We start from the raw sequence: 13,012 nt of genomic DNA, 5'->3' as shown, positions 1-13,012 counted from the left end.
AGCTGCACCATGCCCAAGGAAACCCACAAGCCCGACGCGGACGGGATACTCAACGACGGCGTAGGCACTTACCCCGCCGACGCCGCCCGCCTGCAGAGCTACGACACCGCGCGCGACCAGCTGGCGAAGTTCGAGGCGCCCGTGCTGATCCATGCCAACAACCCGCACGAGCGCGTGTTCGTGGCGGCGTTCGACGGCACCGGCAACGACGTGGCGCACGATCCGGAGCACGCCACCAACGTGGCCAAGATCCATGCGCAGATCCAGGAGCGCAACCGCGGCGGCGACCGCAGCATCGTGTCCGGCTACCTGGCCGGCCCGGGCACCCAGGACAACGGCGTCACCAAGACCCTGGACGGCATGCGCGGATACACCTACGAGCGCCGCACCGAGGAGATGTACAAGCAGTTCATCGAGCAGTCCAAGCAGTGGCGGCGCGAGGACCCCGAGGCCAAGATCAGCGTGGTCAGCATCGGCTTCAGCCGCGGCGCCGAACAGGCGGCCGGCTTCACCCGGCTGGTGGAAGAGCGCGGCATCGAGGATCCGAGCGGCGCCAAGTACACGTACGAGCGCGACGGCATGATCAAGAACGCGCAGTACTCCAAGCCGCGGCTGGAAGAAGCGGGCAAGGTCGCCCAGGTCGAGGGCCTGTTCGATCCGGTCGGCACCGGCGTGCCGCAGAAGCACGACCGCCGGCCGCCGCCCTCGGTGATTTCCGGCTTCCAGATCATCGCCGCGGACGAGCGCCGCGGGCTGTTCAAGGTCGACCACATCATTCCGCCGGGCGAAAGCAAGGACGGCCGTTTCCTCGGCGTCACCGTGGCGGGCGCGCATTCGGACATCGGCGGCAGCTACCACCGCGACGGCCTGGCGGTGCGCAGCAACAACCTGATGGTCGATTACCTCAACACGGTGAGCGACAAGCCGTTCCTGCAGAAGGCGCAGGTGCCGACCGATCCGGGCATGAACGTGGTGCACCGCTCGGAACAGGGCATGCTGCTGTACCGCTTCAACCAGGTGGACCGCAACACGCCGGCCGGCTACAACACCGTGCTGGTGCCGAAGAAGGAATGGAACGGCGTCGGCACGCGCACCAGTGCGGAGCCGGTCAACGAAGAGCTCAGCAAAGCCTATCCGCGCCAGCCGGTCACGATCGGTCCGGTGCCGCAGGGGCAGGGGCAATCCGTACAGGGGCAGCAGGCGCCGACGCCGTCGTCGCCGCAGCAGCCGGTCGCGGCGCCTTCGGTCAACGACCAGTTCGAGGCGCTGACCCGCGCCGCGGCCACGCAGAACGATGCGGCTTCGCGGCAGATCGCGCAGTCGTACGCGCAATCGGGCGAAGGCCAGGCCCTGCTTGCGCAAGGCCAGCAGGCCAACCGGCAGCTGCAGGCGCAGCAGCAACAGCAGCAGGCCACGCCCGCGCCGACGCAGCAGCAGCCGCCGAACCCGCAGCAGCAACAGCAGGGGCCCACGCTCCGGCAATGAACGCGAGTAGACGCGCATGACCCAGGACGACATCAAGGCCATGGCGGTGAAGCTGTCGATGCTGGTCGACAGCTTCGAAACCCGCGGCGACAAGGTGGTGCAGCAGAACGCGCAGGCGGCGGAGACCATCCGCATGGCGGCGCAGAGCGTCAGCCAGGTGGCGCAGCAGGTGTCGGCCAGCGCGGTGGAGGAATTCCGCCAGGCGGCCGGCGCCACGCTCAGCCACGGCCTGCGCGAGCCGTTCGCGCAGGCGGAGAAGCATCTGGAAAGCGCCATGCTGGACGTGCGCAACGCCGCAGCGGACCTGCAGCAGCGCATCAGCAGCGCCGGCCGGGTGCATACGGCGACGGCGTGGAAGGCCTTCATCGCCTGCGCCGTCGGCGGGCTGCTGGTGATCGGCGCGGCGGCTTATACGGTGATGCACGCGCATACCGAGCTGTCGAATGCGGCGTGGACGTCGCAGATCAATGCGGCGATCGCGGCGGGGAATCTGGCGCCGTGCGCGGAGGGCGGGATTTGCGCGCGGGTGGATGGGAAGCGGTGGGTGCGGCTGGATCCGCCGCAGGATCCCCGCCACTAAGCCATCAACGACGGCGTAGGTTGGGGTGAGCCAAAGGCGAACCCCAACGGACCTTGCACGGTCGCCGGCACGTTGGGGTTCGCTGCGCTCACCCCAACCTACGCCATGTGCGTCAGTCCTTGTGCACGGCCACGCACTTGTCGCCATCGCACTCGATATGCACCGGCTCGGCGCCCGGGCAATTCGCTTCCAGCAGCGAGCGTGCGCCATCGGCCATCACCACGTGCAGCGCACGGTCGCACTGCCTGGCGGCGGCCACGTTCTGCGCGGCATTGAAGGTGGCCGGCGCGATGCGGCGATCCAGGCTGGCCAGGTCGCCGGCGGCGGCCGGCACCGAGGCGGCGGCGCTGCCGCTGCCCATGGTGGCGGGTGCGCTACCGGCCATCGCGGCCGCGTCGTAGTGCTTGTTGTACGAGGTCACGCTCAGGTGATCCGGATAGTGGTGCGCGGCGCCGTTGGTGAAGTCCACCACGATGCCGATCAGGCCGCCGAACAGAAGGTTGCCCCACACCATGCCGCGGGTGCTGGCGTGGTAGGTCTGCTGGCCGATCTGGGCGCCGTCCTTCTGGCAGCTCACGTCCAGCGCGCCGTCGGAGCGGCGCACGCGGGCGGTGCCCGGCGTGGTGACGCTGACGGTGCCGCGGTCGTTGCTGAGCGTGCACTGGGCGGCGATGCTGCTCTGGTCGGACGCCTTGGTGTCGACGCTGACGTTCTGGTACTTGCCGCCGACGATCGTCGCGCACGACGACAGCAGCAGCGCGCATGCGGCGACGCATGCGGTCCTGGCGATGAGTTTCATGTTTTCCCCTGTTGCTTTGCTGCGGCCCGCGCGCTCCCCCGGAAGCCACCATGGCGTCCGCGTCGCGGGGGTATTACCGGAAGAGGTTCTGCGGCATCGGGCCCCGGTTCCCTGGGAGCGTGCCTGGACGGCACGCGGCGCAATGGCGACCGCCCTTCCCTGCGATCGCCGTCACATTCTGGCAGATTTTGTGACGCGGTTCTTACGCCGGGCTTGCGCTAGGGCGTCGGCGCCAGCAGCGACGAGGGCATGGCCAGCACGTTCGCCGTATAGCTCTCCACCACCAGGCTGAAGGGCTGGTTGTCGCCGCTCACCAGCACCGCGCGGTGCTGCAGCACGTGGGCGGGGATGTCCAGCGGATGGCGGGTGGCCGGCGGCAGCGGCGCGCCGGCGTCCCAGCCGGCCGGCAGCGGCGACCACAGGAGCTCCGCGGCCAGGGTCTGGCGGCGGAAGCGCAGCGGCTGCACCACCTTGCCGAACGGGGTGTCGCTCTCGTCCAGCTCGCGGTTCATCGCCTCGCTCAGGCGCGACGGCACGTACCAGTTGTCGGCTTCCGACAGCACCAGGCCGCCGCAGACCAGCTGCACCTGGCGGTAGCGCACCGGTTCTTCGGCGCCGATGCCCAGCTGCTCGCGGGCGCCGTCCGGCAGCGGCTTGTCCGCGCCCTTCACCACGCGCGCCACCACCTTGGCGTCGTGGGCCAGATGATGCGTGCCGCACCAGCGCTCCAGGGTGAGTGTGGCGCTGGGGTGGCTGAGCAGGTCGGCGTTGAGCGACTGCAGCATCGCCATCGCCTTCATGCGGCTGTACGGGTCGTCGACCCAGCGCGTTTGCGCCGGCTCGCGCGCGGTGGCGGTGAGCGAATACAGCAGCGGCAAGGCGACGATGCCGGCGCGCGTGATCGAAAGACTGAGCTGGCGTTTCCTGTGCATGTCCATCGCCGCCTTACAGGCCCTTAGCCGCCTGCGCCACGGCGCGGAACAGCGCGCGGCCCTTGTTCATGGTCTCCTCCCACTCGGCGGTGGGGTCGGAGTCGTAGACGATGCCGGCGCCGGCCTGCACGTGCAGGCGGCCGTCCTGGATCACCGCGGTGCGGATGGCGATGGCGGTGTCCGCGTCGCCCCACCAGCCGATCCAGCCGATCGCGCCGGCGTAGATGTTGCGCTTGTAGGGTTCCAGCTCCTGGATGATCTCCAGCGCGCGGATCTTCGGCGCGCCGCTGAGCGTGCCGGCCGGAAAGGTGGCCTTGAGCACGTCCATGTAGCCGACATCCGGGCGCACCTGGCCCTGCACCTGCGACACGATGTGCATCACGTGCGAGTAGCGCTCGACCACGAAGGACTCGCTCACCTCCACGCTGCCGGTCTCGCTGATGCGGCCGATGTCGTTGCGGCCCAGGTCGATCAGCATCACGTGCTCGGCGCGCTCCTTGGGGTCGGCCAGCAGTTCCGCTTCCAGCGCCTGGTCTTCCTCCTCGGTGGCGCCGCGCTTGCGCGTGCCGGCCAGCGGGCGCACCACCACCTTGCCGTCCTTCAGGCGCGCCAGGATCTCCGGCGAGGAGCCGACGATCTGCGTGCCGCCCAGATCGACGAAGTACATGTAGGGCGACGGGTTCAAGGCGCGCAGCGCGCGGTACACGTCCACCGGGCGCGCGTTGAAGCCGACGCTCAGGCGCTGCGAAGGCACCACCTGGAAGATGTCGCCGGCGCGGATGTATTCCTTCGCGCGCTCGACCATCGCCTCGAATTCCTCCTTGGTGAAGGAGGATTTGAAATCGCCCTCGTCCAGCGCCACCGACTGGGTGAGCTGCGGGTACGAGGCGCCGCCCTGGCGCAGGCGGTGCACCAGCGCGTCGAGCCGGCGCTGCGCCTCGGCGTAGGCGTGCGGCCTGGCGGGGTCGGCATGCACGATCAGGTACAGGCGGCCCTTGAGGTTGTCGAAGACGGCGACTTCCTCGGCCAGCATCAGCAGCACGTCGGGCGTGCCCAGTTCGTCGGCGCGGTCCCAGCGCGCCAGGCGCGGCTCGATATAGCCGATGGTCTCGAAGCCGAAATAGCCGACCAGGCCGCCGCTGAAAGCCGGCAGCTGCGGCAGGCGCGGCACGTCGTACTGCAGGCGCAGTTTTTCGATCTCGGCCAGCGGGTCGTCCAGGTGGCGGCGCTCGGTGACTTCGCCGCTGTCTTCCACTTCCAGCTCGTGGCCGCGCAGGCGGTACACGCGCCGGGCCGGCAGGCCGATGATCGAATAGCGTCCCCAGGTGGCGCCGCCCTCGACCGATTCGAACAGGAAGGTGTACGGGCCGTCGGCCAGTTTCAGGTACACCGACAGCGGCGTGTCGAGGTCGGAAAACACCTCGCGCACCAGCGGGATGCGCGTGTGGCCTTGGGCGGCCAGCGCGTCGAATTGCTCGCGGCCGATCTTCTCTGGTGAGCTCACGTCGTGGGAATCCGGGAAGCCATGCGGGGAACACTCAAGGCGGCCATTGTAGGCATAACCGCGGCGGCGGCGGCGCTCGTGCTTGTCCGCTCCGGGCGCCGCGCCTACCCTTGGGCGGATGGGCGCGGCACCCGCGCCTCCCGGTGGGAACCGATATGGATCAGTACTGCCTCGTGCTCACCGGCCGCCTGCTGCCCGGCCACGACCCGGACAGCGCGCACGCCCGCATGGCCGAAGCGTTCGGCATGCAGGACGCGGATTTCCGCAAGCGCGTGTTCGGGCGCGCGCCGCTGCTGATCCGCCGCGGGCTGGAGCTGTCCGCCGCCCAGGCCCAGGCCGCGCAGCTGGAAGACATGGGCGTGGAAGCGCGGCCGGAACCCGACGACGCGCCGCTGGTATGGCTGCTGCGCGCCGGCCAGGTACGCGGCCCGCTGCCGGAATCCGCGCTGGCGCGCTATGCCGAAGGCGGCGACCAGTGGTGCCATGACGGCGGGCAGCAGTGGTTCCCGTGGTCGCCCGCCGGCGCGGGCGAGCCGTTGCCGCCGCCACTGCCCACCGACGCAACGCACGCCATGCCGCCGCCGATCCCGGCCGCCGCCGCGCCTCGCCGGAGCTGGCGCGTCCCCGGCTGGGCCATCGCCGTGCTGGTGATCGCCGGCGCCGGACTGGCGCTGTGGCTGTACAAGCCCGCGCCGGCCAGCGCGCCCGAAGCCGCGCAGCGCTATGTGCCGCGGCCGCTGCAGCCGCTGGAATTCGAGGACGACGACGCTGGCGACGACGCCTCCGTCACCAGCGCCAACGCCGGCCAGTGCGCCGCCGCCGCACCCTCGGCACGCAGCGATGAGGACCGCTTCCTGCTCACCGGCGGCCAGCGCCTGCTCACCGGCCGCGCGCAGCGCAAGGGCGATACCTATGTCGCCGAGGCCGCCGCGAGCTTCGACCGCGCCTGCCATCCGTCGAGCCTGCAGCTGTACGTGTTCCGCAGCGGCGTATTCATCGGCACCGCGCTGGAGAATGCGGCAGGCGCGGCCAGCGAGAAGCTGGCGGATTTCAAGCTGGATGACGACCAGCACCTGAGCGTGACGCTGGTGCCGTGCAAAGGGGAGACCTGCGGCGCACCGGCCGTGCAGCAAGTGCAGGTGCTGCACAGCGCGGGCGGATGGATGGTGAGGCGCTAGCCCCGGTAGCGTGACGTAGGTTGGGGTGAGCCGAAGGCGAACCCCAACATCGCACCGTCCAAACGCACCGCATTGTTGGGGTTCGCCTCCGGCTCACCCCAACCTACGTTACAGGCGCTGGCGCGGCATGCCTTGCAGGCTGAGGGTGAAGGCCACGCCGCTGCCATCCTCCAGGTTCCGCGCCGACGCCACCCCATGGTGCCGCTCGGCTACCAGCCGCACCACGTACAACCCCAGCCCAAGATGCGGCACGTCGCCCGGCGTGGCCTTGTCGCGCAGGCTCACCAGGGAATCGAACAAGCGTCCCTGCATCGCCGCCGGCAAAGGCTCGCCCTGGTTGGCCAGCTCGATCTCGGCGCCGTCGCCGGCCGCACGCAGGCTCAGCCGCATCCAGCCGCCATCGGGGGTGAACGAGAGCGCGTTGTCGAACAGCTTGTCCAGCGCCTGGGCGATCAGCTCGGGCGCGCAGTGCAGGCGCAGCGGACCATCCTGCAGCACGCAATCCAAGCGGCGCGTGCCGGCCAGCGGGCGGTAGGCGTCGGCGCAGCCGCGCACCACTTCGGCCAGGTCCACGTCTTCCGGTTCCGCCGCGGCGATGGCGCGCTCCATCCGGCTGGCTTCGCTCATGGCGCGCACCAGGGTGCCCAGGCGCGCCACGCCGTCGCGGGCGCGGGCCAGGTAGGGCGCGGCTTCGGGCGGGAGGGCGTTGCGGTCGGTGAGCGAGTGTTCGAGGTTGTCCAGCGAGGACTTCACGATCGCCAGCGGCGTATTCAGTTCATGCGACAGCTTGGACGCCAGCGTGCGCAGGTAGTCGGTATAGCCGCCGACCACTTCGAACAGGCGCTCGAAGCTGCGCGCCAGGTCGCCGATCTCGTCCTGCGCGTCGGTCATCGGGAAGCGCGCCAGCATCTGGCCGTCCAGACGTCCATCGTTGGCCTGCGCGCGCTCGGCGGCGTTGCGCAGGCGCGACAGCCGCAGGCTCAGGCGCGTGGCGAAGGCCAGCAGGATGCCGCCGGCCACCAGCAGCACGCCGAAACTCGTGGCCAGCAGGCCGAGCAGGGCGCGGTTCGCCAGCAGCGGCACGGCGCGGCTGGACTGTTCCAGCAGCAGCACGCCCTGCACCTTGCCGCCCTGCTCCACCGGCACCGCCGCGGCCAGCACCACACTGCCGCGCGCCTCGCCCTGGCGCCACAGCGTGGACGGCGCGCCGCCGGCGGCGGCGTTCACTTCGCGCACGTCCAGGCGCGGGGCGTCGTCGGTCCAGGGCTCGGCGTCTTCCAGTTGATTGGCCAGCAGCGAGCGGTACACCAGCGAGGCGAACCAGCCCGGCTGCTCGCCGGCCGGCACCGCCGTGCTGCCCAGGCGCCCGCTGCGCGCCAGCAGCCAGCCCTGCGGCGCCAGCACGCGGGCGCGCACGTTCCCGGGCGCGAGCTGGGCCAGTTCGTGCGAAAGCTCGGCGGAATAGCCCAGCAGCGGGCGCACGTCGGCCGCCTGCGGATCGCTGTCCGGCGCCGCGGCGTCGTAGATGCCCACGCCCAGGCCGTCCAGGCCCAGCGCGCGCGGCAGGCGCAGTTCCACGCGGTAGCCGCTGCCGTCTTCCTGCCACTGCGCGGCGATCCACTCCGGGAAGCGTTCCACCGCCGGATCCAGCGGCCGCGCCGTAGCCGGCCCCGGCGCGGCGCTGGCGATCAGATAGCGGCGCAGCTGGCCGCCCTTGCGCAGGCCCAGGATCAGGTGATCCGCCGCCAGCGCATTGGCGTCGGCCGCGTCGGCGCGGGTGCGGTGCGTGCTGCGCACGTCCACATAGAGGTACAGCCAGTCGCGGTCCTCGGCGAGCAGCAGCTTGCCGCGCTTGTCCAGCGACTGGCTCCACGGCGTGAGCGGCGCCCAGTCGTCGCCATAGCCATCGACGGTGATGGGATTGACCGCCTGCTGCACGTACCACCCGTTGCCCCCCGGCGGCAGCGGCGCATGCGTCACCACCAGGCTGCGCGCCACCGCGCGCGCCGACGCCACCAGCGCCTGCGCCTGGCCTTCGCGCAGCAGGGTTTCCATCTGGCGCACATACAGCCAGCCCGCCACGGGCAGGGCCAGGGTGCACAGGGCGACGAGCAGGAGCTTGCGGCGGAGGGTCATCTGGAAGCCGGGAATAGGGAATGGGGAATAGGGAATAGGAAAAGCGGGGTGCGACAGGCTTGCAGGGTGCTGCTTTCCTATTCCCTATTCCCCATTCCCGATCACCTCACGGACGCCAGCGATAGCCGACGCCGTGCACGGTCTCGATCGCATCGAACTCCGGCGCCACCGCGATGAACTTCTTGCGGATGCGCTTGATGTGCGAGGTGATGGTGGCGTCGTCCACTACAAGCTCGGCCTCGCGCATCAGCTGGTCGCGGTTCTTCACGTGGCCGGGGAAGCGCACCAGGGTGTGCACCATCCAGAACTCGGTGACGGTGAGCGGGATCTCTTCGTTGTTCCAGGTGATGCGCATGCGCTCGGATTCGAGCTTGAGCGGGCCGTGCTCGATCACCGTCTCGCTCGACGCCGGCGCCTTCATCGACTCGATGCGGCGGAACAGCGCCGCGATGCGCGCGGCCAGCTGGTGCAGGCTGGTGTCCTTGCTCAGGTAATCGTCGGCGCCCAGGCGCAGGCCGGAGATCACGTCGAAATCGGAATCGCGCGCGGTGAGGAAGATGATCGGCAGCGTCGGCGATTTCGCGCGCAGCTCGCGGCACAGGTCGAAGCCGCCTTCCGGTTCGTCGCCCAGGCCGATGTCGATGATCACCAGCTCCGGCAGGCGCATGGCGAAGGCGGTCGAGGCCTCCTGGCGCGAGCCGTAGCCGCGCGTGTCGTAGCCGAAGCGGTTGAGCGCCTCGACGTAGTTGGCGCGGATCAACGGTTCGTCTTCGACGATGGCAATGCTGCGGCCCATGGAGCGTTCCCTCTCGGTGCGGATGGCGCGCAGGGTGCTATGCCGACTCGCGCGGCGCAAGGCGGAGGCTGGCGCTGCCCGCGTTTTGCCAGACGCCATCGCGCCTTCGCCCGCACCGTGCCGGGCCGCGCGCCCGCCGCCGGCGCCTCATAGGCAGCACTTCGACGCACCCCGGATGCCGCCATGAACAAGCCCGAACCCACCGACCCCAATGCCGAACTGCGCGGCTTCGAACCCCTGCGCGTGGTGCTGGCCCTGGGCGCCCTGCTGCTGGGCCTGGTGATGAGCATCCACTGACCCCGACTCTGTAGTGAGCTGCCGTGGAAGGCATGGGCGGCCGGTGCGCAGGGAGGCGTACCGGGCCGCCGGGGCAAGGAGCCCGCCGCGATACCGTCAACCGAGTGCCCCTTCCCGTCCTCCTCCGGACGGTGAGTTCCGCCCCGCTCCCTCGCGGGGCTTTTTTCTTGCGGCGGAAATATTTTCGTCCTGCAAGGAACCATCCGGGGAATGCCCTGTCAGAACTTGCGGTGGCGCCCGAGTCCATTGCCGTGGAACCCGCAGGAGCGTAGGGCGCAACCAGCGTGGTCTCCTCTGGCGTCGTTCCGACGTCTTATCCCGGCGCTTCCCCGCGCCGGGATTTTTATTGCCCGCGGTTCAGGCTCAGGCGCCCAGCTGGGCGTGCATGGCCTTGATCACCGCCTGGTAATCCGGCGCATTGAAGATGGCCGAGCCCGCCACGAAGGTGTCCGCGCCGGCGGCGCCGATCGCGCCGATATTGTCGGCGGTGACGCCGCCGTCCACTTCCAGGCGGATCGCGCGGCCGCTCTCGTCGATGCGGCGGCGCACTTCGCGCAGCTTGTCCAGCGCATGCGGGATGAACTTCTGGCCGCCGAAGCCGGGATTGACCGACATGATCAGCACCAGGTCGAGCTTGTCCAGCACGTGGTCCAGCCAGTTCAGCGGCGTGGCCGGGTTGAACACCAGGCCGGCCTGGCAGCCGGAATCCTTGATCAGGCCGATGGTGCGGTCGACGTGCTCGCTGGCTTCCGGATGGAAGCTGATCACGCTGGCGCCCGCCTTGGCGAAGTCCGGCACGATGCGGTCCACCGGCTTGACCATCAGGTGCACGTCGATCGGCGCGGTGACGCCATAGTCGCGCAGCGCCTTGAGCACCATCGGGCCGATGGTCAGGTTGGGCACGTAATGGTTGTCCATCACGTCGAAGTGCACCCAGTCCGCGCCGGCGGCCAGCGCCTTGGCGGTGTCCTCGCCCAGGCGGGCGAAGTCGGCGGAGAGGATCGAGGGGGCGATGACGTTGGGCTGTTTCATGGGGGCCGGGAATAGGGAGTCGGGAATAGAGAATAGGAAGAGCCTAACACCCGACCTGCTTGCAGCTCGCCGGAATAGCGGATGTCACCCAGGAATCCAGGTAAGGCATGGAGGCGAGCTCCTCCTATTCCCTATTCCCCATTCCCTCACTTAAACCCGCGCTCGGCCTTGATCCGCTCGTACGCCGCGTTGATCTCGCTGGCGCGCGCTTCGGCCCGCTTGCGCATGTCCTCGGGCAGGTCGCCCAGGCGGTCGGGGTGGTGTTCGGAAATCAGCTTGCGGTAGGCGCGCTTCACGGCGCGGTCGTCGACGTCGCGGCCGATGCCCAGCACGGTGTAGGGATCCGGGCCGCTGGTATTGCGCTGCGGCGGCGCGTAGCCGTTGCCGTTGCCATAGGCCTGGCCGCGGTAGTTGGCGCCAGCGTTCCAGGCATAGCCCTTCATCGCCATCAGCGCCATCAGCTCCATGTCGCTGACCCTCAGGGCGAAGGCGAGCTGGCGCAGGATGGCCATTTTCTCCGGGGGCGGATTGCCCTCGGCCAGCACGGTGTCGATCACCACGTCCAGCACCGGGAAGGCATGGTCGCGGCGCACGCCCACCCACTGGCGCAGCTCGTCGATGGCCGGGGTCACGTCGAACTCCGGCGCCTTGCCGGCGTTGAAGGCGGCCACTGCCTGCTGGCGCTGCTCGGCCGGCAGGCCCATGCGCGACATCAGGCGCTCGGCGACGGCGATCTCCGCTTCCGACACCCGGCCATCCGACTTGGCCACCGCGCCCAGCAGGGCGAACAGCGGGCCGATATAGCCGCCCTCGGACGGGGTACGGCGGCGCCGGGTCTGGCGCATGCTGTCGATGACGAAGCCGACCACGCCGCCGGCGATCATGGTCGACAGGCTGTGGCCGAAGACCAGGCCCAGGAAGGCCAGCACCAGGGTCCAGGACATGCTCATGGCTGCGCCTTCACCGGCGCCTGCTGGCTGTACCAGCGGGCCAGTTCGTCCAGGTCCGCCTCGCTCACCGGGCCGATCGCCGCCTGCATGATCGGCGCCTTGCGGCGGCCGTCGCGGTACTGGCGCAGGGCCTCGCGCAGGTACTCGGCCTTCTGCGCGGCCAGGTGCGGCGCGCCGGGAATCTGCGCGATGCCGGTTTCGCCATGGCAGGCCGCGCACAGGCCCAGCCGCGCCGGCTTCGGCGGCGTGGCGGCAACGGCAGGAAGGCTGGCGGCGAGAACGAGTACCGCAGTCAGGGCGAGGCGCATCGGCGACACAGGTGAGGGGCTAAAGACTCCCATACTAGCAGCCCCGCCACGGCGATCCGCGGTCCACCCGCCGCTACAATAGCGGGCTTGCCCGCCCCGACCGCCCAGGAGTCCGCCGTGCCCACCACCCTGCTGCAATCCGATCTGCCCGGCCTGGAACTGCTCCACCGCGGCAAGGTGCGCGACGTCTACGCGCTGCCCGGCAACCGCCTGCTGATCGTGGCCAGCGACCGCCTGTCCGCCTTCGACGTGGTGCTGCCCGACCCGATTCCCGGCAAGGGCGAGATGCTCACCCAGATCTCCAACTTCTGGTTTGCCAAGACCGAACACCTGGTGCCGAACCACCTGCTGCACACGCCGCTGAGCGAGGTGCTTCCCGCCGGCACCGACCTGGCCTTGTACGAGAAGCGCGCCGTGGTCACCCGCCGCCTGAAGCCGGTGCCGGTGGAGGCGATCGCGCGCGGCTATCTGATCGGCTCGGGCTGGAAGGACTACCAGGCCACCGGCGCGGTCTGCGGCATCGCGCTGCCGGCGGGCCTGAAGCAGGCGCAGCAGCTGCCGGAACCGATCTTCACCCCGTCGACCAAGGCCGCCGTTGGCGACCACGACGAGAACGTCAGCTTCGACGCGGTGGTCGCCGCGGTGGGCGCGGAGCTCGCCGAACAGGTGCGCGAGGCCACCCTCGCCATCTACAAGTGGGCCGCCGCCTATGCCGCCGGGCGCGGCATCATCCTGGCCGACACCAAGCTGGAATTCGGCACCGACGAAGACGGCAAGCTCTACGTGATGGACGAGATGCTCACGCCCGACTCCTCGCGCTACTGGCCGGCCGACGAATACCAGGTGGGCATCAGCCCGCCCAGCTACGACAAGCAGTTCGTGCGCGACTACCTGGAAACGCTGGACTGGAACAAGACCGCGCCCGGCCCGCGCGTGCCGGCCGAGGTGATCGGCCGCACCGAAGCCAAGTACGCCGAGGCGCTGCGCCGCCTGGCCGATATCGAGCTGGGCTGAG

At 69.9% G+C, this 13,012-nt stretch carries 12 protein-coding genes; 4 read left to right on the top strand and 8 right to left on the bottom strand.

Translation table 11 applies throughout. From position 1 onward, the window contains the following. The first annotated feature begins 9 nt into the window (after positions 1–9). Together ISN75_RS02390 and ISN75_RS02385 are read left to right on the top strand one after the other, a co-directional pair. On the top strand, positions 10–1,485 hold the full coding sequence (locus ISN75_RS02390; RefSeq protein ID WP_343819542.1) for a DUF2235 domain-containing protein: 1,476 nt from the start codon (positions 10–12) through the stop codon (positions 1,483–1,485). A 16-nt stretch (positions 1,486–1,501) separates the two neighbouring features. Further along, positions 1,502–2,065, top strand: a complete 564-nt coding sequence (locus ISN75_RS02385) for a hypothetical protein (protein ID WP_168649268.1) — start codon at positions 1,502–1,504, stop codon at positions 2,063–2,065. A 112-nt stretch (positions 2,066–2,177) separates the two neighbouring features. Here the strand turns inward: ISN75_RS02385 and ISN75_RS02380 are convergent, their stop codons facing one another. From ISN75_RS02380 to trpE, 3 genes are all read right to left on the bottom strand, one after another. Then, complete coding sequence (locus ISN75_RS02380) at positions 2,178–2,864, bottom strand: hypothetical protein (RefSeq protein ID WP_343819544.1); 687 nt, start codon at positions 2,862–2,864, stop codon at positions 2,178–2,180. Positions 2,865–3,082: 218 nt separating this feature from the next. After that, on the bottom strand, positions 3,083–3,796 hold the full coding sequence (locus ISN75_RS02375) for a hypothetical protein (protein ID WP_343819546.1): 714 nt from the start codon (positions 3,794–3,796) through the stop codon (positions 3,083–3,085). Positions 3,797–3,809: 13 nt separating this feature from the next. Next, positions 3,810–5,300, bottom strand: coding sequence for an anthranilate synthase component I (trpE, locus tag ISN75_RS02370; RefSeq protein WP_167252632.1), 1,491 nt, complete (start codon positions 5,298–5,300; stop codon positions 3,810–3,812). Positions 5,301–5,455: 155 nt separating this feature from the next. Between trpE and ISN75_RS02365 the strand changes: the two genes are divergently transcribed. Beyond that, entirely contained in the window at positions 5,456–6,478 is a 1,023-nt protein-coding gene (locus ISN75_RS02365) for a hypothetical protein (RefSeq protein ID WP_343819548.1), read from the top strand. A gap of 108 nt (positions 6,479–6,586) precedes the next feature. Here the strand turns inward: ISN75_RS02365 and ISN75_RS02360 are convergent, their stop codons facing one another. The 5 genes from ISN75_RS02360 to ISN75_RS02340 form a co-directional block, all read right to left on the bottom strand. Next, positions 6,587–8,614, bottom strand: a complete 2,028-nt coding sequence (locus ISN75_RS02360) for an ATP-binding protein (protein ID WP_343819549.1) — start codon at positions 8,612–8,614, stop codon at positions 6,587–6,589. Between the two features lie 106 nt (positions 8,615–8,720). Beyond that, the gene (gene pdsR / locus ISN75_RS02355) at positions 8,721–9,410 is read right to left on the bottom strand and encodes a proteobacterial dedicated sortase system response regulator (protein ID WP_167252635.1); all 690 of its coding nucleotides are present in this window, start codon (positions 9,408–9,410) and stop codon (positions 8,721–8,723) included. Between the two features lie 660 nt (positions 9,411–10,070). Next, positions 10,071–10,739: a ribulose-phosphate 3-epimerase gene (rpe, locus tag ISN75_RS02350; RefSeq protein WP_214569344.1), complete on the bottom strand. Its 669-nt coding sequence runs from the start codon at positions 10,737–10,739 to the stop codon at positions 10,071–10,073. A gap of 146 nt (positions 10,740–10,885) precedes the next feature. Beyond that, complete coding sequence (gene djlA, locus ISN75_RS02345) at positions 10,886–11,689, bottom strand: co-chaperone DjlA (protein ID WP_167252637.1); 804 nt, start codon at positions 11,687–11,689, stop codon at positions 10,886–10,888. Continuing rightward, positions 11,686–11,997, bottom strand: coding sequence for a c-type cytochrome (locus ISN75_RS02340; RefSeq protein WP_167252638.1), 312 nt, complete (start codon positions 11,995–11,997; stop codon positions 11,686–11,688). Before ISN75_RS02340 ends, djlA begins: the two co-directional genes overlap by 4 nt. A 117-nt stretch (positions 11,998–12,114) precedes the next feature. On the opposite strand from ISN75_RS02340, the gene ISN75_RS02335 reads away from it, so the two are divergent. Then, entirely contained in the window at positions 12,115–13,011 is an 897-nt protein-coding gene (locus tag ISN75_RS02335) for a phosphoribosylaminoimidazolesuccinocarboxamide synthase (RefSeq protein WP_343819552.1), read from the top strand. Position 13,012 lies beyond the last annotated feature (1 nt).

It is taken from the genome of Dyella marensis (genome assembly GCF_049532885.1).
Lineage (GTDB): Bacteria > Pseudomonadota > Gammaproteobacteria > Xanthomonadales > Rhodanobacteraceae > Dyella_D > Dyella_D marensis.
This window is presented reverse-complemented; position numbering and strand designations above follow the sequence as displayed.